This window comes from Streptomyces sp. NPDC091281 (assembly GCF_044757425.1).
Lineage (GTDB): Bacteria > Actinomycetota > Actinomycetes > Streptomycetales > Streptomycetaceae > Streptomyces.
The window spans coordinates 685458-704090 of record NZ_JBIVUY010000001.1 but is presented as its reverse complement, the minus strand read 5'-3'; the positions used below and the strand labels follow the sequence as shown (position 1 = coordinate 704090).

Genomic DNA, 18633 nt, shown 5'->3' with positions numbered 1-18633 from the left:
GCTGACCGGCTGGGCTACTCGGCGGCGGGGAGGAACAACCTGTCCGCCGCCGAGTACGCGTGCGCGGCCCTGCTCCCGTCGGAGCCAGACAGGGTCACACCGCCGGCCACCCCGTGGAGCGCCAAGGGCATGACATCGCGCGCTCAGCCACTGAAGTCGCCGTTGGCGACACCCCACCGCAGCTCGTACCAGAAGTTCTGCTCAGAATAAAAACCGCCATCAATGCGGCGGAATTCTTTCTCCATTTCTCGCGCAATACGATTGTTCAGCGCATCAAGCTCGTCTTCGTCTTCCGTGATGCCCTCGTCAAGAGCTTCGAGCTTTTCAGAGAAGACTTCGAGGCAACGGTTGAACGCATCGACCGAACTGTTGACCACGCCCAGCTGAAGACTGCCCTGCACCCTGAAGACAACGCTTCCGGAGCGCACATCCAGCAGCAACGTGCCAGACAGTCCGGTCGTACCGAACAAAACCAGACTCCGGCCGTCGACAACGACCTGCTCGAACTCCTCGACGGGAAGATACACGTCAGCGACTCCGTCGGCCGGGAACTCGATCACCCCGACCAGCGACCCTCTCAAGCGATCCGGAAGCTCCACCATCTCGCGATCCTCATCATCCATGAAAACCGTCCGCACGCATCAGGCATCCGTTCGATGCGATTCGCAACTCCGCCGAAGAGACGAATTGAGATCAAGGTAACAAATTCGGCAAAACAAACCAGCCGTGGGGGCGGCGAATTCCAGGTCAACGAAAGGATGCCATTTCTCTCCGGCGGGACGGCACCCTCGGTCGACACGTCACGCGGGACGACCGGGTCAGCGGATGGCCTGCCAGGTGTCCGGGCCGGTGACCGAACGGAGCAGGCGGAGGGCCAGTCGGCGGGCGCCGTCGAGGAGGTCGGCCGCGAAGTGCTTCAGGTCCCGGTAGGACTGGTCGCTGAACATGACGTACGTACCCGCCGTGACGATCCAGGGGACAACGAGGAAGGCATCGTCCCAGGTGATCGCGGTACCGGCCGCCGACCGGACGGCGGCGAGGACGATGCCGCCGGTGGCGAGGAGCAGCACGGCCGCGCGGCCGGGGGTACCGCCGACGAGTGACAGGGCGAGGGCGCCCGCCGCGCTGGCCCCACCCGTCCACCACAGCGTCGCGCTGTCGAGGGGGACGCCCGCCAGCACCACGGCGAGGGGGGCTCCGGCCACCGCGGACGCCCAGAGCGCGACGTTCCACGGGGCGAACAGCGCACTGCGGTGCCTGAGCACCTTTGTCGCACCGCAGTTCAGTACGGACGGCGCCGAGGGGTGGGGGTCGGGGTGCTCGCTGACCGACAGACCGCGCAGGTGGCGCAGCAGCCGGGACTGGTGCGGCCTCCCGCGGAGTTCCCGCGCCTGGTACCAGACGCCGGTGGCGGACGCCCGGCAGTGCCCGGTGGCTTCGAGGACCCAGGTGAGCAGGACGAACATGATGCCGAAGACGTAGGAGAAGGCGCCGCCCACGAGGGCGAGGGGCGCGTCGATCGGCACCCCGGCCGCGTGGACGCCGACCAGGAAACGCAGTACGTAGCCGGTGCCCACCGTGAGCCAGAGCCCCCGGGCGAGGCGGGCCCTGCCGCGCTCGGTCACGGCCGGTGCCTGCGCGCGGGTGCGCAGCAGTTCGTACAGTGCGGCCACGGCGAAGACCGCGCCCAGGAACGCCAGGGTGAGGGGCAGTTCGCCCGTCGCCCAGCCCACGAGGACCGCCGCGAGCACCCGTACGAGCGCCACGGCGAGGCTCCAGCCGACGATGGATCGCAGCCGTTTCCGGTCAGCAGAGTGCGGCAGCCGGAGGCGGACCCCCGCTTCGGGGTGAGCGGCGTCGGCGGCTACACCCCGGATGTCGTTCCACTGGTAGCGCGCCGCGTAGACGAAGTACTCCGCGACGAGGAGCGACACCAGCAGCGCCGGCCAGTCGAACGGCTCCCCTCGGGAGGCCGACGCGGCGAGGAAGACGGCGGGGACGAAGAGGAGTTTGCTCCAGTCCTCCGGCCGGGGCATGACGAGGTAGGAGACGATGCCGCGGCCCGTGTGCGGCGCGGTGGCCGTGGCGGAGAGCAGCGGGCGGCCCGCGCGGACGTAGAACTGCTGGGCGACGCGGACGAACACGGTCCGGGCACCCAGCGTGGAACCGGCGACGTCCGCGGCGAGGAAGAGGAAGGAAGCGCCGTAGAAGACCAGCATGGCGGCCGTGTAGCCGCCTCCGAGCCGGACGGCGAGGTAGACGGTGAAGCCCGCGAAGACGGAGAAGGTGATGCAGAGGATCAGGAACGACAGGACGCGGTACCCGGCACGACCGCGGCGCATCGTCGTGACTTCCGTGATCAGTTCGACGTAGGAAGCGGGTCGGATCGGCGCGAAACCACGTAACTCGGCCAGGGGGCTGCGGACGTGGCTGCGGAGTTCCCGCTCCAGCGCCCTGAGGTAGTAGCTGCGGACGGAGGAGACCGTGCCCAGCAGTTGCAGGAACGCCAGGGCCGCCAGCGGCACGGACGGGGCCGCGGCGAGAAAGAGATCCGGAACCTCCTTGCAGTCCTTGGCGTCGCTCAACTGGCAGGTGTCGCTGACCATGGTCGCCATCACCGCGAGCAGCGCGACGGCGATGCTCGCCACCGCCGCCTGGATGTTGGAGAAGGTGCGCTCGTCGTCGCGCGCCATCTCGTAGTCCATCTTGAGGATCTCGAACCGGTTCGGCTCGTCGTGCGGATCGGACAAGCTCAGCGCCCCCGTAGGTCGGCCGGACCGTCACCTGCTGAGGGACGCGGCCCGGCGGTGAACTCTCGTACCGTACCGAGGGAGCGGAGGGGGCGCGGGCGGTCCGCCGAGGTAACTCGTCCTGTCGGCAGGCCCATTGGTCCGGGAGGCCGTGGTGCCGGGGGGCCCGGTGCGAGGGTGGTGAGGCTCGGTGTGGGGGTGGTGAGGGGCGGCCGGATGCCGCAGCTCTCCTGCGGACAGGGGGAGGATATCCTCGCTCCTCAGTTCGGACGCGGAGATCTCCCTCCCGCTCCCCTCCGCCCCCAAGGACCCCCGTGACCCCCTCTTCGGCGCCCCGCAGCCGCGACCGGCTGCCCTCACTGACCGGACTCCGCTTCTGGGCCGCGCTGCTCGTCGTGCTCTACCACCTGTCGCGGCAGGTGGGCACGCTGCCGGTGGTGAGCGACGTGGTCTGGTACGGCCGCAGCGGGGTGACGTTCTTCTTCGTGCTGTCGGGCGCGGTCCTGGCATGGACGTACGACGGACTGCGGGTGCCCGTACGCGTCTTCCTGTGGCGCAGGTTCGCCCGGATCTGGCCGCTGACGGTGTTCGCGGTGGCGGCGTCGGTCGCGGTGTACGTCCTGATGGACACGGCCGTGTCGACGAAGGCGGTGGTCGCGAACCTCCTCCTCGTGCACGCCTGGTCCCCGGACCCGGTGATCTTCAAGGGCGGCAACCCAGCGGCCTGGTCGCTCAGCGACGAGGCGTGGTTCTACCTGATCTTCCCGGCCCTGCTCGCGGTACTGGCCCCCCGCAGGGCCCGCGTATGGATCTGGACGGCGCTCGCGGTCACGGCCGCCACCCTCCTCCTCTGGCCCGCCCTCTCCGGCCTGACCCCCACCACCCGCGCCTGGGCGATGGACTACCTCCCCCTCACCCGCACCCTCCAGTTCGTCCTCGGCGTCCTCGCGGGCCTCGCCCTCAAACGCGGCTGGCGCCCCCCGCTGTCCCTCCCCCTCGCCGCCACCCTCGTCCTCGCCTGGCACCTCGCCCTCATCCCCTGGCACCACGCCGTCCCCGACGCCCTCTGGTACAGCCCCTACACCGCCTCCCAGTGGCTCTCCGCCCCCCTCTTCGCCGCCCTCATCTGCGCCGCCGCCCGAGCCGACCTCGACGGCCACCGCACCACCCTCGCCCACCCCTGGCTCATCCGCCTCGGCCACTGGTCCTTCGCCTGGTACCTCCTCCACGAGATCACCCTCCGAGCCGCCGTCCACCACTGGGGCAAACCGGCAGGACACCTGGAGACAGCCACCTTCTGGGCAGCCGTCCTGGCCGTCAGCCTCACCGCCGCAGCCATGGCCTACCAGTGGCTGGAACATCCCGCGGAGCGGTGGCTGCGGGGGGGTGGGGCCACAGGGTCGGCGGGGTCCGCGGGGGGAGACGGTGCGGGACGGTGGGGTGGGGGTGGGGAAGTAGCGGCGCGGGAGGGCCGAGGCGAGGCGCGCTCCTTGCCTAGGCGCCGCCCGTGCTCCGTGTCCTCGGTCTCCTCATAGCCCGTGGCCCTGTCGTGCACGGACCGACAGCCGTGACGAGCAGGTCCTTCACGCACCGTGCGCCACGGAAGTCGTAGTGGTCCGGGTCCGTGGCGAAGGCGCGGGCGCCAATAGGCAGGTCTGCCGAGAGCGTGGGGAGGCGGGCCAGGTAGCGGGACGCGTCCGGGACGCCGGGCGGGTCATCGGCACGCGCGTCCAGGTCGACGTGGCGCGTAGTCGGCCCCCTCAGCCCCCCGCCCCCTCCTTCGCCAGTTCCCGCTCCCGGTCCGCGGTCGCTGCCGCCGTGCCGGTCGTCGTGCGGGCGCGGGGGCCCTGGAAGGCGTAGGCGAGGGCGAAGCCCGCGAGGACGACGACGGCGCCGCCCGCCGCGTCGAGGACCCAGTGGTTGCCCGTCGCGACGATCGCGGAGACCGTGAAGAGGGGGTGGAGGAGGCCGAGGGCCTTCATCCACCACTTAGGGGCGACGATCGCGATCGCGAGGCCGCACCAGAGGGACCAGCCGAAGTGCAGGGACGGCATCGCCGCGTACTGGTTGGTGAGGGACGTCAGCGTGCCGTAGTCCGGCTTGGTGAAGTCCTGGACGCCGTGGACGGTGTCGATGACGCCGAGGCCCGGCATCAGGCGCGGCGGGGCCAGCGGGTAGAGCCAGAAGCCGACCAGGGCGAGGAGCGTGGCGAAGCCGAGGGACGCGCGGGCCCAGCGGTAGTCGACCGGGCGGCGCCAGTACAGGACGCCCAGCACCGTCAGCGGGACCACGAAGTGGAACGACGTGTAGTAGAAGTCGAAGAAGTCGCGGAGCCAGCTCACCCCGACCACCCAGTGGTTCACCGCGTGCTCGATGTCGATGTGCAGGAAGCGCTCGATGTCGAGGATCTGCTGCCCGTGCGCCTCGGCCCGCTCCCGCCCGCCCGAGATCGTCCCGCCGGTCGCCGCCAGCCTGACCTGCTGGTACGCCGCGTAGGTGACGCGGATGAGGAGCAGCTCCAGGAGGAGGTTCGGGCGGGTGAGGACCCGGCGCAGGAACGGCAGCAGGGGCACCCAGCGGAAGCGCGCCGGGACCGGGGCCGCGTACTCCGTGGGGATCGGGTCCCGGTAGTACGGGGACGTGCGGGAGAGAAACGGAATCACCGTGGCCGCCGCGACGGCCGCGAGCAGCACCAGGTTGTCGCGCAGCGGGTACAGCGCCGGCATGTTCGGCAGCATCCACTTCGCGGGCAGCGTCATCACGATGACGACCGCGACCGGCCACACATACCGGTCCGACGCCCGCTTCCCGACCCGCCCGACGACCGCGAGCAGCACCCACAGCAGCTGGTGCTGCCACGTCGTCGGCGACACCGCGACGGCGGCGCAGCCGGTGATCGCGACCGCCAGCAGGAGCTGGCCGTCGCGCGCGTAGCGCACCGCGCGGCGCAGGCCGAGGACGGCGACCGCCGCGCCCAGCACCAGGAACAGCGCGATCTCCAGCGGGCCGGAGAGCCCGAGCCGCAGCAGCGCGCCGTGCAGCGACTGGTTGCCGATCCCGTCGGCGGGCCCGCCGAGGCCGACCCCGGCGAGGTGGTGCACCCAGTACGTGTACGAGTCGTGCGGCATCGCCGCCCAGGCCAGCAGCGTGCACGCGAGGAACGTCGCCCCGGTGGCCGCCGCCGCCCGTCTGCGCCCCGTCAGGTACAGCAGGGGCGCGAACAGCAGCACCGTCGGCTGGAGGGCCGCCGCGACGCCGATCAGGACCCCGCCCGCGTGCCGCCCCCGGACGACGAAGCAGCCGAGCAGGACGAGCAGCACCGGGATGATGCTGGTCTGGCCGAGCCAGAGGGTGTTGCGGACCGGCAGCGACAGCATCAGCAGGCTGATCGTGACCGGCGCGGCCAGCAGCGAGACGCGTCGGCTGACCGGCTGCGGCAGCGCCCGCGCGACGACCACGCCCAGCGCGGCCACCAGCAGCAGTGTGCCGAAGGTCCAGCCCCAGCCGAGGGCTTCCTCCGCGGCGCGGGTCAGCGGCTTGAGGACGAGCCCGCCGAAGGGGGTGCCGGTGAAGCGCGTCGAGTCGTAGAGCGAGCCGTTGACGTGCAGCACGCCGTTCGGTCCGACCCAGGTCTCCAGGTCCGTCAGCCGCTCGCCGCGCGGGGTGCCGAGGACGACGGCCACCTGCCGCACGGCCAGCACCGCCGCGACCGCCCACAGGCCGATGCGGGCCGCGCGCAGCCGCGCCCTCGCCGTGTCGGCCGCCGTCGCCCCGAAGGGTTCCGCCGACCGCCCGCTGTGCTCCGCATTCGCCACGCCGCGTCGGCCTCCCGCCCCGTAAGGTCCCGCGCGTGCTCGCGCGGGATGTGATCCTCGAACCCTATGGGGCGCACACCGCCCCGGACAGAGACGCAGGCCACCCCGCCTTCACCTGACGTCCGCTCTCCTTTTGTCCGGAAGACGATAGTGCGCCGGGCCCGGCCCCGCTTGCGCGGGGTTCCCCCTGTGGAAAACCCCGTGCGGAAACCGCGGGGCTCTGTCCACAGGCGCCGACGGGGTGCGCGGCGCGGTGGCAAGCTGGTCGGGCTAGCGGACGAGACGGAGCGAGCGAGAGGGAGTCACCCGCATGAGCGAGTCGCAGACCTGGGACAGCGTCGACACCTACTTCAACCAGCACCTGAGCCCGGACGACGAGGTGACCGCCGCCGCCCTGCGGGACGCCGAGGCGGCCGGGCTGCCCCCGATCGCGGTCACGGCGAGCCAGGGCAAGCTGCTCCGGCTGCTGGCCGAGATCCAGGGCGCCCGGACCGTGCTGGAGATCGGCACTCTGGCCGGATACAGCACCATCTGGCTGGCCCGCGCCCTCCCGGCCGACGGCCGCCTGATCTCGCTGGAGTACAGCCCGGTCCACGCCGAGGTCGCCGTCCGCAACCTGGCCCGCGCGGGCCTCGACAAGGTGGCCGAGGTCCGGGTCGGCGCGGCCCTCGACTCCCTCGCCGCGCTGGCCGACGAGAACCCGCCGCCGTTCGACCTCGTCTTCATCGACGCCGACAAGGGCAACAACGCCGCCTATCTGGAGTGGGCGCTGCGGCTCACCGCGCCGGGCAGCCTGATCGTCGTGGACAACGTCGTCCGGGACGGCCGGGTCGCCGACGCGGCTTCCACGGCGGAGGACGTCGTCGGCAGCCGCGCCGCGATCGAACTCATCGGCTCCCACCCGAGACTGAGCGGCACGGCGCTCCAGACGGTCGGCTCCAAGGGCTACGACGGCTTCGCCCTGGCCCGCGTGGTGGCCTGAACCGGAGAAGCCGGCGTGTGGGCCTGAGAACTGCCCCGGCCCGTGGGACCGTCGCGGCCGTCCGCTCAGTCCTCGTGGTAGAAGCCCACGTTGACGCTGCGCGGCCCGGTGCGGTCCACGACGACCAGCTCACCGGACCCGCCGCGCGGCAGCCGTACCGTCCCGCCGTACGCGATGGTCTGCGCGTACTCGCCGACGACCAGCCGGACCTCGGAGGACGGGTCCGGCTGGGAGCCGCGCAGCCAGCTGACCTGCCACACGCCCTCCGGGCCGCACAGGAACTCCAGGTGGACCCGCGAGACGAACAGCCAGTCCTCGGGCGTGACGAGACGGCACACGGACTTGTCCCGGCCCACCCGCAGCACGGCGCCCGGCTCGCTGGGCGCGTCGGCCATGAGCATGCCGGCCGTGGCACCCTCCTCCGTCCCCGAGACGGTGGCCATGGTGAGTTCGAGCACGTGCGCTCCTCGTGGGTCTGTGCGGGTCTGTGTCCTGCCGCGATCTCCTGTGCCGCCGCATACTAAATCGCCCGTGCCCATCGCGTCCGGCACAATGGACGCATGACCGAGCGAAAGCCTCCCGGTGTTCCGTTCGAGTCCTGGGTCGACAAGCAGATCCGGGACGCGGAGAACCGCGGCGATTTCGATCAACTTCCGGGCATGGGGCAGCCGTTGCCCGCGGAGTTGGAGAGCGGTTACGACGAACTCTGGTGGATCCGGCGGAAGATGGCCCGCGAGGGCTTCTCGGTCCTGCCTCCGGCGCTGGCCCTGCGCAAGGAGGCGGAGGACGCCCTCGCGGCAGCGCTGCGGGCGCCGTCGGAGCGACTGGCCCGGAAGATCGTCACGGACGTCAACGTCAAGCTCCGCGCCATGATGTTCAGGCCGCCGCCCGGCCCCCCGCTGGGAATGAAGCCCTACGACGTCGAAGCGGTCGTACGGCGGTGGCGGGAGCGCCGGGCGGAACAGACCGGAGAGGCGGGACGGGCCCGAGGGCCCGAACAGGCCTAGCGGATAAGGCATATGTGCCGGGGCCGAGGCGTCACACGTGGAGCAGTCGCTCCGTGAGAGCGCGGTAGTCCCGCAGGGCGAGGCGGAGTTGCTCGGTGTCGGCGGAGGCCGTGGTGGCCGTGTCGGCGCCGTCGGTCCGGCCGTTGCCGCGGTCCGTACGGCCGCCGTTGTCGCCTGCCGTGGCGCCGTCGGCGTGCCAGGAACCGCGCAGCGTACGGCGTCGGGCGTTGACCGCCTCCGTGAAGCGGGCGGCAAGCTCCTCCAGCACCTGGTCGGCCTCCTCGACGGCGTCGCGGGGCCGGTCCACGAACCCGGCGACCGCGTGCCGCATCCGCGAGGTGAGCTGGTCGGTCTCGTCGTGCGGGATGAGGGTGGAGGTACCGGTACCGGTCTCCTCCCTCGCGGTGTCGCGCCGCTCGGTGGGGCGGTGCTCGGTGCCACGCCGCTCGGTGGAGCGGTGCTGGTCCGTGGAGCGGTGCTGCTCGGTGGCGGTGAAGCCGTCGGCCGTCCCCTGCCGACCGCGCTCGCCCCGCTCGGCGTACTCGTCCCGGTCAGCGCGCCCGTCACGATCGTCGCGTCCGTCGGTGCGGGAGGTCGCCGGAGGCGTCGGGGAGACGGGGGTCACGGGCGGTACGGCGGGCGCGGGCGGCGCGGCCGGGGTACGGGACCCGGCAGCCCCGGTGGACCCGGCAGGACCGGTCGAACCGGGGGAACCGGTGGCGGACGCGGGGGCTCCGGGGGCGGTCTCCTGCCCCAGCGGGACGACCCGCGGCTTGGAGGCCGGGACCTCCGGCATCTCCCGCGTGTCACGGGCCTCGCGTGCCTCGCGCGGCTCCTTGCGCTCCCCGCCCGGAGTGGACGTCGTGTCGGTCATCTCTGGTCACCCCTCCTTCGTCTGCTGCCGGTGGAAGCCCCACGGCAGGTGGTTCCCGGACCGGCCGGTCCGGCCCTTGTCGGCCGTACGGTCCTCCGTGGACCGCGCGGGCGACCGGCGGCCGTCGCTCACCAGCTCGTCGAAGAGCGCGCGCGCCTCGACCAGCGCGGCCCGCAGGTCCTCGGTGCCCGGGGCCTGGCCGGTGCGGGCGCCGCCGTCCTCGTGGAAGCGGGCCACGTGGTGGACGCGGCGGTAGCCCTGCACGTGGTGCGCGTGGTGCACGGCGAGCGCGGCGACCTGGTCGTCGAACCGGGTTCCGGCCGGGTAGCCGCGGGCGTCGGCGACCTCGGCGACGAGGCGGTCGGCCTCGGCCACGGCTTCGCGGGGCGAGTCGACGAACAGCTCCTGGGCGGCGGCCCAACGGGCCTCGAACCGCTCGCGCTCGGCGCTCTCCAGCGGGCGTTCCCGCAGGTCGCCGTGGCGCTCGACCAGGGCCCCGAGTTCCTGCTCGGCGGCCTTCACGTCCCCGCCGTGGCGGGCCACGGCACGGTCGTACTCGGGCCCGAAGCGCCGCTTCAGGCCTCGTCCTCCCTGCGCTCCGCGGCCCCGCGAGGCCAGGACCGCCGCGACGGCGATCACGGCCGCCACGATCACGATCAGAGCGATGATCACGCCTGTGGACATGGGTGCCTTCCGGTCAGTCCGTCCGGCCCCGCGGCCGGTTCCTCCATCGGGTTGCCCGGACCGGAGCCGACAAACGGCCCGCGTTCGCACACGTCCCCGACGAGTGGTAAGGCACCCCGCCCCACCGCCACGAAGCCGCGCCCCCCGACCCGCGCTTCAGATCCCGACCACGAGTTCAGGCCCCGCCCACGACTTCAAGCCCGACCGCGACCGGCCGGATCAGCCGCACAGGCTCGTCCCCCGGCACGGTCGCCGCCGATCCGTCACCGTCACCGCCGCCGCCCCGGACGTCGTACGGCCCCATGAGCCGCGTGCCGGCCGTACTGGCCAGGTGCCACCGGCCGCCGACCAACGCCAGCGCGTAGTACGGGTCGTAGGGGTCGACGTCGACGAGGGACGGCGGGACGCCGCACAGGACGTCCACCCCGTACCGCTCGCGAAGGTGCTCCGCGAAGCGCAGGTCGGGACAGGGCCCGAGGTCACGCGGATGCAGATGCACCACCAGCCCGAGCGGCCACGCCGGATCACCGGTGGGTTCCAGCCCCGCCCACAGCCGCCCCACCACGTCCGGCACCTCGGCCCCGGGCGCCTGCACCACCAACTCCGGCCCCGGCACCACCCACCGCGCGCACACCGCGGCGACCTCGGCGACACTGAGCGACCTCGACACGGTGACCGTGAACATGCGCGTCATCCCACCACACCGGCCGAGCCGATCGACCCGGCCGACCCCGGCCCGCCCAACGCGTAAGGCTCACCCCGCCGCCCCCGGCCGTTCCGACTCCGCCCCACACAGTTCCGCGTTCAGCTCCTTCACCAACTGGACCAGGTCCGTGGGGCGTTCGGGGCCCCACCAGTCGCCCAGCAGTTCCGAGAGGGACTCCTCGCGGGCGTGGGAGAGGCGTTCGGCGACGCGTCTGCCCTCGTCGGTGAGGAAGAGGTCCAGGCCTTCCCGTTCGCCCAGGCCCCGCACCTCGATCTCCCGCGCCCCGTCGAGGATGACGGGCAGCGGGACCGGGTTGCGCTCCGCGAGCACGGCCGGTTCGACGCTGCCGTAGCGCTTCATGCGGAGCAGCATCCAGCTCGCGACGGGCAGCAGGTCGTACCCCGCCCGTGCGGTGATCGTCCGGTAGATCTCCCGCCGCCCCTCGCGGGTGCCGAGCACGGACAGCGCCCGGCACACCTCGTCGTACGACGACCGCTCGACGGGGTTGCTGGCGAGGGTCTCCGTCACGTCGGGCGCGGTGACCGAGCCGCGCAGCCGGTCCTCCTTGAGGAACCAGGCCAGCACGAACCCGACGAGGGCGACGGGGGCGGCGTAGAGGAAGACGTCGGTGATGGAGGTGGCGTACGCGTGCAGCACCTCGGGCCGCAGCGCGGCGGGGAGTTCGGCGATGCCGCGCGGGTCGGCCTCCAGGCCGTCGACGGAGACGCCGGGCGGCAGGTCGGCGCCGCGGAAGAGGTCGGTCAGCTTGTCGCCGAGCAGGTTGGTGAAGACGGTGCCGAAGATGGCCACGCCGAACGAGGCGCCGATGGAGCGGAAGAAGGTCGCGCCGGACGTGGCGACGCCCAAGTCCTCGTAGGAGACCGCGTTCTGCACGATGAGGACGAGGACCTGCATGACGAGGCCGAGCCCGAGGCCGAACACGAAGAAGTACGCGCTCATCTCGCCGGTGGAGCTGTGCTCGTCGAGCTGGTGCAGCAGGAGCAGCCCGATCGCCGTCACCGCCGTGCCGGTCACCGGGAACACCTTCCAGCGGCCCGTGCGGCTGACGATCTGCCCGGACGCCGTCGACGCCAGCAGCAGCCCGAACACCATCGGCAGCATGTGCACGCCCGAGAGGGTGGGCGAGACGCCGTGCACGACCTGGAGGAACGTCGGCAGGTAGGTCATCGCGCCGAACATCGCGAACCCGACGATGAAGCTGATCACCGCCGACAGCGCGAACGTCCGTACGCGGAACAGCTTCAGCGGCAGCACCGGCTCCGCCGCCCGGCGCTCCACCGACACGAACCAGAACGCCAGGATCACCCCCAGCACGGCCAGCCCGACGATCTGCGGCGACGCCCAGTCCCAGGTGGTGCCGCCGAGGGAGGCCACCAGCACCAGGCAGGTGGCGACGGCGGCGATGAGGAACGTGCCGAGGTAGTCGATGACGTGCTTCGTCGACCGGCGCGGGATGTGCAGCACGGCCGCGATCACGGCGAGCGCGACGATCCCGACCGGCAGGTTGACGTAGAACACCCACCGCCAGCTCAGATGCTGCGTGAACAGCCCGCCCAGCAGCGGCCCGAGCACACTCGTCGCGCCGAACACCGCGCCGAACAGGCCCTGGTAGCGGCCCCGGTCGCGCGGCGGCACGATGTCGCCGACGATCGCCATCGACAGCACCATCAACCCGCCGCCGCCCAGGCCCTGGAGCGCCCGGAACCCGATCAACTGCGGCATGTTCTGGGCCATCCCGCACAGCGCGGAACCGACCAGGAAGATGACGATCGCCGTCTGGAAGAGCCGCTTGCGGCCGTACTGGTCGCCCAGCTTGCCCCAGAGCGGGGTCGCCGCCGTCGACGCGAGCAGATACGCCGTGACCACCCAGGAGAGGTGCTCCATGCCGCCGAGGTCGCTGACGATGGTCGGCAGCGCGGTCGACACGATCGTCTGGTCCAGGGCGGCCAGCAGCATGCCGAGCAGCAGCGCCCCGATCGAGACCAGGACGTTGCCGGGCACGTGCTCCTGACGGGGATCGCCCGTCCGGGCGTGCTCGTCCAAGGCCATGAACGCCTCCTGAGGCTCGCGTGACACTCCCCATCGTCGGCGGTCTGTCCCGTTACGGCCTCCCGAGTCTGGTATGCGCCCGCCTTTCGGGGGCGCCGGGATCGGCAATTGTGGAGGGAATCTGCATAATTCTCGGAGTTCGCATGGGGAGGGACGAACGAGTGAACGATCCGACAGACATACCGGACGCGGCATACGGGGAGCACCCGTGCCCGCGGTGCGGCGCGCCGCGCGCCGCCGACCGCACCCCCTCCTGCGCGTGCGCCCGCCTCACGGCCGACGCCCTGCGCGACACCCGTGAGGCGGAGGCCGCCGCCGCCGAGGACTTCGACCCGCTGCGGATACGGCCGTACGTCGAACTGGAGGTCGAGGGCGGCGCGGGGGGCGCGGGCGGCGCCTCCGGCGGGGCGACCGGAGCGGCCGAGCCGGGGACGGAGACGGGAACGGAACCGGGGACCGAGCCGGAAGCGGGGCCGGGGGGCCCGAAGGCCGGGGGTGGCGGGGCGGGCGCCGGTGGCGGGGCCGCGGGTGCCGTCGACGCCACCACGGAGCTTCCCCGCGTACGCCCCGACAGCGCCCCGCGCGCCGACGACGCCACCATGGCCCTGCACGCCGTACGGCCGCCCGGCGCCACCCTCGCGACCCCCCTCGCCCCGTCGGGCACCGCGCCCAGCGCCACCGACCTCAGCCTCTTCGAGGCGGGCGGCGCCGGGCCCGGCGTACCGGAGCCGGGCGGGGACCGGCCGGGCGGGCGGCGCCGACGGCGCACCCTGCTCGTCGCGGGCGGCGCCGCCGCCGTGACCGCGCTCGCCGCGGCCGGCCTGCTCACCGGGCTCTTCGGCTACGACGCGCCCAGCCGCGACGGGGCGGCCCCCGAGGGCGTACGGGCCGCCGTACCCGACGCCTCCAGCCGGGTCAGCGCGTCCGCATCGCCCTCGGTCAGCGCCTCCCCCTCCGCGTCCAGCGCCTCCCCGTCCGCCAGCGAGAGTGCCAGCCCCTCGGCCTCGCCCTCCGCGTCCGAGGCGACCCCCTCCGCATCCGCCGCCGACAAGCCGAGCCCCAGCGCCTCCGACGCCGCCTCCCCCGCGCCCTCCGGGCCCGACAACGGGATCGACGGCGAGGACGGCCAGGGCGGTCAGGGCGGCGAAGGGGGCCAAGGCGGCGCCGGAGGGTCCGGCGGACCCGTGCTGCGGTTCGCCGACCACGGGCCCGAGGTCATCGAACTCCAGCTGCGGCTACGGCAGTTGCGGCTCTTCAACGACGACGCGGACGGCGTGTTCAGCGACCGGGTCGAGAACTCCGTACAGGCGTACCAGTGGTCGCGGGGCATCGAGGACGAGGACTACGGGGTGTACGGGGAGGAGACGCGGTTCTACCTGGAGGCGGAGACGCGGGAGCCGTAGGCACGGGGCTGTACGGGGTGTACGGGTGTACGGGGCCGTGGTCCGGGTCGGTCGTGCGGTCCGGGTCGGTCCGGTGGGCGTCGCGGGGGCTGCCGCCCCCGCACCCCCGCTTCGGCCCTGAACGGGCCTCGTCCTCAAACGCCGGACGGGCTGGAATGTCCGCGCCCTTCCCCTCTCACCCCACCAGAACCCGCACCCCGCCCCCCACCCCGGCCTCCACCCGTACGCCCCTTAGGTCCCGTACCGCCACGTCCGGTCCGTACGCCGCCGCCCGCGGGCCCACGCCCACGACGCGCATCCCGGCCGCGCGGCCCGCCGCGATGCCCGCGCCGGAGTCCTCGAAGACGACGCAGTCCGCCGGGGCGACGCCCAGGTCGGCCGCGCCCTTGAGGAAGCCCTCGGGGTCGGGCTTGCTGGCGCCCACCGACTCCGCGGTGACCCGTATGTCGGGCAGGGCGAGGCCCGCCGCGGTCATGCGGGCGGTGGAGAGGGGGACGTCCGCCGAGGTCACCAGGGCGTGGGCGGCACCGGTCGCGGCGATCGAGGCGAGGAACTCGGGGGCGCCGGGGACGGGGACGACACCGTCCAGGTCGGCGGTCTCCTCCGCGAGCATCCGGGCGTTGTCGGCGAGGTTCAGCTCCATCGGGCGGTCCGGGAGGAGGACGGCCATCGAGGCGTAGCCCTGGCGGCCGTGGACCACCTTCATGACCTCGTCGCCGTCGAGCCCGTGGCGGTCGGCCCAGCGGCGCCAGACCCGTTCCACCACCGCGTCCGAGTTGACGAGGGTGCCGTCCATGTCGAGCAGGAGGGCACGGGCGGTGAGGACGGTGGAGGCGGTGGTGGTGGACACGGTGGCCGGCATCGGCGACTCCCAGCGCGGGCGGACGGCAGAGCCCTGACCGGCGGAAGGACAAGGCGGCCCCGTCCGCCGGTCAGGGAAAACGGACGGGAGCCACTTTGTTTCCCCACGGTACAAAATGAGCGGGGGGTCCCGCCACCCCGCCCCGGGAACGTTCACCGGCCGTTCAGCTCCAGAGGGGGTGGAACGCAGGGGCCGGGTGGAGGACGGCGGGCGCGGGCGGCGCCTCGCGGGGTCAGCCCGTCGCCGCCTCCCAGAGGCTCCACACGCCGAGACCGAGCATCAGCAGGGCCGCGATCCGCGTGATCAGCTTCAGCGGCACCCGCTTCATCAGCGCCTTGCCGCCGACGATGCCGAGTCCGGCCACCGCCCACAGGGCGAGCACGGCGCCGAGGCCGACGGAGAGCGGATCGTCGTAGCGGGCGGCGAGGTTGGCGGTCATGATCTGGGTCAGGTCACCGAACTCGGCGACCAGGATGAGCATGAAGCCCGCGCCGGAGACCTTCCAGAAGGACTGGTCCTCGGGCTTGCGGATCTCCTCCTCGCCGTCGTCCTTGTTGCGCAGCAGCACGGCGGCGCCGCCGAGGAAGAGGACGCCGGTCACCACGTGCACGAGGGTCTGCGGCAGCAGGGTCAGCACACTGCCCGCCGCCACGGCGAGCACGACGTGGACGAGGAAGGCGGCGGCGACGCCCGCGAAGACGTACGAGGCGCGGTAGCGGGTGCCGAGGACGAGTCCGGCGAGCGCGGTCTTGTCGGGGAGTTCGGCGAGGAAGACGACGCCGAAGACGAGCGCCGTCACGGTGATGCTGATCAAGGGACCTCGATCGGTCGGGGGCCACCCCGCCGAGAGCACCGCGACCACCTCGCGCACGACACTTCGGCAGGGCAGCACACGGAAGGGCCCGCGCCGGACGGCACGGGTCGGTGCACTGCTTGCCGAAGGTCTCGCTGGCCGCACCCGCGGTTCGTCCGCGTGAACTGCCTCCGGGCGCCGGCTCAGACGCGCTGAGCAGTATGTCGACGGTCCGGCGAAGAGCTACTCCCCTTCTGCGTCATTCATCGTACGGGACCCGCACACCCCCACGCTGCGACGCAGGTCACGCCCGCCCGCCCAGGCATGACATGAACGCAACACCAACTTCTCACCGGACGCACACCTGCGCGCAACGGAACTCCGCCACCATTCCTGCGGCCCTAACCGCAACATCCCCACCCCACAAGGGAGTTCACATGCGCAGGATCTACGCGCGTCGATCGCGTCGGCCGCTCGGCGTGGTCGCGGCGCTCACCGGACTCATAGCCTCCGTGGCGCTCTTCACCGCACCGACCGCCTCCGCCGCCCTCCCCACCCCGGTCAGCGGCGCCACCGCCCGCTCCTACCTCGCCCAGCTCACCGTCGCCACCGAGAACCGCACCGGCTACGACCGTGACCTGTTCCCGCACTGGATCACCCAGTCCGGCAGCTGCAACACCCGCGAGACGGTCCTCAAGCGGGACGGGTCGGGGGTCGTCACCGACTCCGCCTGCGCGGCCACCTCCGGCAGCTGGTACTCCCCCTACGACGGAGCCACCTGGACCGCCGCCTCCGACCTCGACATCGACCACCTGGTCCCGCTGGCCGAGGCCTGGGACTCCGGCGCGGGCAGCTGGACCACCGCCCGCCGCCAGGCCTTCGCCAACGACCTCACCCGCCCCCAGCTCATCGCGGTCACCGACAACGTCAACCAGGCCAAAGGCGACCAGGACCCGTCCACCTGGATGCCGTCCCGCACCGCCTACCGCTGCACCTACGTCCGCGCCTGGGTCCAGGTGAAGTACTACTACGGCCTCTCCGTCGACACCGCCGAGAAGAACGCCCTGACCGGGTATCTCGCGGGCTGCTGACGGCAGCGGGTGCCGCCGGGTTCCTCGGGTGCCAGCGGGTTCCACCGGGAGCCGTCACGTTCCCCCGGGTCCCCCTCCGGGAGCAGGGGTACCCGGGGAGCCCCCGGAGGTGCCTGGGAAGCCGCCGGGGGCGCCCGGGGGCTTCGCCGGACCGCCCGGCACCGCGCTGACACAACGATCGGGCAGGGCGCCGGACTCCACGCGCGTCAGCGCGAGGCAGCGCGTCAGCGCGAGGCGGTCGGTGGGCGGAAGGCGGGCGGGCAGTCCGCGGCGGTCACCTCGGGCAGCGTGCGGGCGACCCGGTCCCGCGTCGTCGGGATGTCCTGCCCCTGGAGGGGAAAGGTGGTGGCGATCCGGTCAGGGTCCGACGGGATCACCATCAGCACATGGCGGCCCTGACGGTATGCCTCCAGCGGGTCCCGTGCGGCGGGATCGGCCAGGTCGAGGGTGAGGGTGCCGGCTCCGTCGCCCGGCTTGAGCCAGCGGTCCACCGACAGCGTGACCCTCACACGCCCGTCCCCGGCGGGGCGGATCTCCTCCAGCGTGCCCTCGACGATCGTCGTCGAGCACGCCAGCAGTTCGGGGAAGTTCTGTCCTAGGCCCGCCGTGTCGGAGGAAGGGGTGGACGGAGCGGGAGAACCGCCGCGCGTCGCCACCGCCACCCCGACGAGAAGAGCGACCGCACACGCGGCCGCCGCGGCCAGGACGACGGTGCGCGTCCTTCTGCGCGGCAGCCGCAAGGGCACAGCGGCCGGCGGGACGTCCGCCGACGCCCCAGCGAGCTGACCCGACTGGCCCGCCCCACGGGAACGGACGGACTCGCCGGACGCGTCCGATGCCCTGGAGCGTCCCGCGGCCTCCGTGTCCCCCACCGCCTCGCCGATGAGAGCGAACGCCAGGCGGAGCCGGTTCTCCTCGTCCTCAGTCGGTCGTGTCATCGTCGATCACCTTCGTCTCGCTGAGTTGGGTGCGCAGTGCCAGGACGGCCGCGTGCAGGCGGCTCTTGACCGTGCCCTCGGGTATGTCCATCACCTCGGCGATGGCGCGGACCGTCAGGTCGCTGTAGTAGCGCAGCGTCAGCAGTTGCCGCTGCCGGGCGGGGAGGCGAGCCAGCCCGGCGGCCACCGCGAGGGCGAGCGTGCGCTCCTCGTCCTCGCGTTCCGTCGTCCGCTGTCCCGCCCAGCGGGCGGCGAGACGGGTCCGCAGACCGCCGTCCCGCTGTCCGGAACGGTGCCAGTCCGCCGCGACGCGGGAGGCGACGACGACGCTCCACGCGGACGGATCGCGGACCGCCGCGCGTGCGGGGTCCGCCCGCTGCTCCAGCAACTTCAGCCGGACCTCCTGGACACCGTCGTCCAGGTGGTCCCACGGCACGCCGCCCAGCGCGAGGACCGCCCTGACACGTGGTACGTCGATGTCGCCCCCAGCCCCCTCACCACCGAGCGTGTCCCGTGGGCCGTCCGGCGTCACCGGCGTCGCTTGCGCGGCGGCACGAGGTGCGCGGCGTCCTCTCATGAACCGTCCTTTCTGCGTAGCGGGTCCTGTCACGAACCGCGCCTCCTGACGTGCGGTCCTGTTAGGACGGACGAGCGCCCG

17 protein-coding genes are annotated in these 18633 nt (G+C 72.7%); 5 read left to right on the top strand and 12 right to left on the bottom strand.

The features are described 5' to 3' along the window. Positions 1–143: 143 nt before the first annotated feature. Both ACIQPQ_RS03050 and ACIQPQ_RS03045 read right to left on the bottom strand, forming a co-directional pair. The gene (locus ACIQPQ_RS03050) at positions 144–623 is read right to left on the bottom strand and encodes an SUKH-4 family immunity protein (RefSeq protein WP_401298935.1); all 480 of its coding nucleotides are present in this window, start codon (positions 621–623) and stop codon (positions 144–146) included. A gap of 195 nt (positions 624–818) precedes the next feature. Next, positions 819–2750 carry a hypothetical protein gene (locus ACIQPQ_RS03045; RefSeq protein ID WP_401298932.1) on the bottom strand — a complete coding sequence of 644 codons (1932 nt, stop codon included), beginning with the start codon at positions 2748–2750 and terminating at the stop codon, positions 819–821. Between the two features lie 314 nt (positions 2751–3064). Here ACIQPQ_RS03045 and ACIQPQ_RS03040 point away from each other — a divergent pair, with 314 nt between their 5' ends. Beyond that, on the top strand, positions 3065–4285 hold the full coding sequence (locus ACIQPQ_RS03040) for an acyltransferase family protein (protein ID WP_401298930.1): 1221 nt from the start codon (positions 3065–3067) through the stop codon (positions 4283–4285). Between the two features lie 225 nt (positions 4286–4510). On the opposite strand, the gene ACIQPQ_RS03035 is transcribed toward ACIQPQ_RS03040, so the two are convergent. After that, positions 4511–6565, bottom strand: coding sequence for a bifunctional glycosyltransferase 87/phosphatase PAP2 family protein (locus ACIQPQ_RS03035; RefSeq protein WP_401298927.1), 2055 nt, complete (start codon positions 6563–6565; stop codon positions 4511–4513). A 310-nt stretch (positions 6566–6875) separates the two neighbouring features. On the opposite strand from ACIQPQ_RS03035, the gene ACIQPQ_RS03030 reads away from it, so the two are divergent. Then, positions 6876–7547, top strand: a complete 672-nt coding sequence (locus ACIQPQ_RS03030; RefSeq protein ID WP_401298924.1) for an O-methyltransferase — start codon at positions 6876–6878, stop codon at positions 7545–7547. Positions 7548–7612: 65 nt separating this feature from the next. On the opposite strand, the gene ACIQPQ_RS03025 is transcribed toward ACIQPQ_RS03030, so the two are convergent. Further along, entirely contained in the window at positions 7613–8005 is a 393-nt protein-coding gene (locus ACIQPQ_RS03025; RefSeq protein WP_383771380.1) for a hypothetical protein, read from the bottom strand. A 102-nt stretch (positions 8006–8107) separates the two neighbouring features. On the opposite strand from ACIQPQ_RS03025, the gene ACIQPQ_RS03020 reads away from it, so the two are divergent. Then, positions 8108–8554 carry a DUF1992 domain-containing protein gene (locus ACIQPQ_RS03020; RefSeq protein WP_401298921.1) on the top strand — a complete coding sequence of 149 codons (447 nt, stop codon included), beginning with the start codon at positions 8108–8110 and terminating at the stop codon, positions 8552–8554. A gap of 31 nt (positions 8555–8585) precedes the next feature. Here the strand turns inward: ACIQPQ_RS03020 and ACIQPQ_RS03015 are convergent, their stop codons facing one another. The 4 genes from ACIQPQ_RS03015 to ACIQPQ_RS03000 form a co-directional block, all read right to left on the bottom strand. Beyond that, the gene (locus tag ACIQPQ_RS03015; RefSeq protein WP_401298918.1) at positions 8586–9428 is read right to left on the bottom strand and encodes a hypothetical protein; all 843 of its coding nucleotides are present in this window, start codon (positions 9426–9428) and stop codon (positions 8586–8588) included. A 6-nt stretch (positions 9429–9434) separates the two neighbouring features. Beyond that, the gene (locus ACIQPQ_RS03010) at positions 9435–10112 is read right to left on the bottom strand and encodes a hypothetical protein (protein WP_401298916.1); all 678 of its coding nucleotides are present in this window, start codon (positions 10110–10112) and stop codon (positions 9435–9437) included. A 175-nt stretch (positions 10113–10287) separates the two neighbouring features. Continuing rightward, entirely contained in the window at positions 10288–10797 is a 510-nt protein-coding gene (locus tag ACIQPQ_RS03005; protein ID WP_401298913.1) for a hypothetical protein, read from the bottom strand. A gap of 69 nt (positions 10798–10866) precedes the next feature. Beyond that, positions 10867–12888 (bottom strand): MDR family MFS transporter, encoded by a 2022-nt coding sequence (locus tag ACIQPQ_RS03000; RefSeq protein ID WP_401298911.1) that lies wholly within the window; start codon positions 12886–12888, stop codon positions 10867–10869. A 161-nt stretch (positions 12889–13049) separates the two neighbouring features. Between ACIQPQ_RS03000 and ACIQPQ_RS02995 the strand changes: the two genes are divergently transcribed. Next, positions 13050–14291, top strand: a complete 1242-nt coding sequence (locus tag ACIQPQ_RS02995; RefSeq protein WP_401298908.1) for a peptidoglycan-binding protein — start codon at positions 13050–13052, stop codon at positions 14289–14291. Between the two features lie 175 nt (positions 14292–14466). On the opposite strand, the gene ACIQPQ_RS02990 is transcribed toward ACIQPQ_RS02995, so the two are convergent. Both ACIQPQ_RS02990 and ACIQPQ_RS02985 read right to left on the bottom strand, forming a co-directional pair. Continuing rightward, positions 14467–15153, bottom strand: coding sequence for an HAD-IA family hydrolase (locus ACIQPQ_RS02990; RefSeq protein WP_401298905.1), 687 nt, complete (start codon positions 15151–15153; stop codon positions 14467–14469). 232 nt (positions 15154–15385) lie between these two features. Beyond that, positions 15386–15967, bottom strand: coding sequence for a TMEM165/GDT1 family protein (locus ACIQPQ_RS02985; protein ID WP_401298902.1), 582 nt, complete (start codon positions 15965–15967; stop codon positions 15386–15388). 416 nt (positions 15968–16383) lie between these two features. Here ACIQPQ_RS02985 and ACIQPQ_RS02980 point away from each other — a divergent pair, with 416 nt between their 5' ends. Beyond that, positions 16384–17037: an HNH endonuclease family protein gene (locus tag ACIQPQ_RS02980; protein WP_383771346.1), complete on the top strand. Its 654-nt coding sequence runs from the start codon at positions 16384–16386 to the stop codon at positions 17035–17037. 224 nt (positions 17038–17261) lie between these two features. On the opposite strand, the gene ACIQPQ_RS02975 is transcribed toward ACIQPQ_RS02980, so the two are convergent. Continuing rightward, on the bottom strand, positions 17262–17975 hold the full coding sequence (locus ACIQPQ_RS02975; RefSeq protein ID WP_401298899.1) for a hypothetical protein: 714 nt from the start codon (positions 17973–17975) through the stop codon (positions 17262–17264). Beyond that, entirely contained in the window at positions 17959–18552 is a 594-nt protein-coding gene (locus ACIQPQ_RS02970) for an RNA polymerase sigma factor (RefSeq protein WP_401298896.1), read from the bottom strand. The genes ACIQPQ_RS02975 and ACIQPQ_RS02970 overlap by 17 nt, the downstream gene beginning before the upstream one ends. Between the last annotated feature and the right edge of the window lie 81 nt (positions 18553–18633).

Coding starts and splice junctions, on each gene's coding strand:
- ACIQPQ_RS03000 (WP_401298911.1), bottom strand. CDS start 12,888: ATGGCCTTGGACGAGCACGCCCGGACGGGCGATCCCCGTCAGGAGCAC.
- ACIQPQ_RS03020 (WP_401298921.1), top strand. CDS start 8,108: ATGACCGAGCGAAAGCCTCCCGGTGTTCCGTTCGAGTCCTGGGTCGAC.
- ACIQPQ_RS03005 (WP_401298913.1), bottom strand. CDS start 10,797: ATGTTCACGGTCACCGTGTCGAGGTCGCTCAGTGTCGCCGAGGTCGCC.
- ACIQPQ_RS03030 (WP_401298924.1), top strand. CDS start 6,876: ATGAGCGAGTCGCAGACCTGGGACAGCGTCGACACCTACTTCAACCAG.
- ACIQPQ_RS03010 (WP_401298916.1), bottom strand. CDS start 10,112: ATGTCCACAGGCGTGATCATCGCTCTGATCGTGATCGTGGCGGCCGTG.
- ACIQPQ_RS02975 (WP_401298899.1), bottom strand. CDS start 17,975: ATGACACGACCGACTGAGGACGAGGAGAACCGGCTCCGCCTGGCGTTC.
- ACIQPQ_RS02970 (WP_401298896.1), bottom strand. CDS start 18,552: ATGAGAGGACGCCGCGCACCTCGTGCCGCCGCGCAAGCGACGCCGGTG.
- ACIQPQ_RS02990 (WP_401298905.1), bottom strand. CDS start 15,153: ATGCCGGCCACCGTGTCCACCACCACCGCCTCCACCGTCCTCACCGCC.
- ACIQPQ_RS02980 (WP_383771346.1), top strand. CDS start 16,384: ATGCGCAGGATCTACGCGCGTCGATCGCGTCGGCCGCTCGGCGTGGTC.
- ACIQPQ_RS03015 (WP_401298918.1), bottom strand. CDS start 9,428: ATGACCGACACGACGTCCACTCCGGGCGGGGAGCGCAAGGAGCCGCGC.
- ACIQPQ_RS03050 (WP_401298935.1), bottom strand. CDS start 623: ATGGATGATGAGGATCGCGAGATGGTGGAGCTTCCGGATCGCTTGAGA.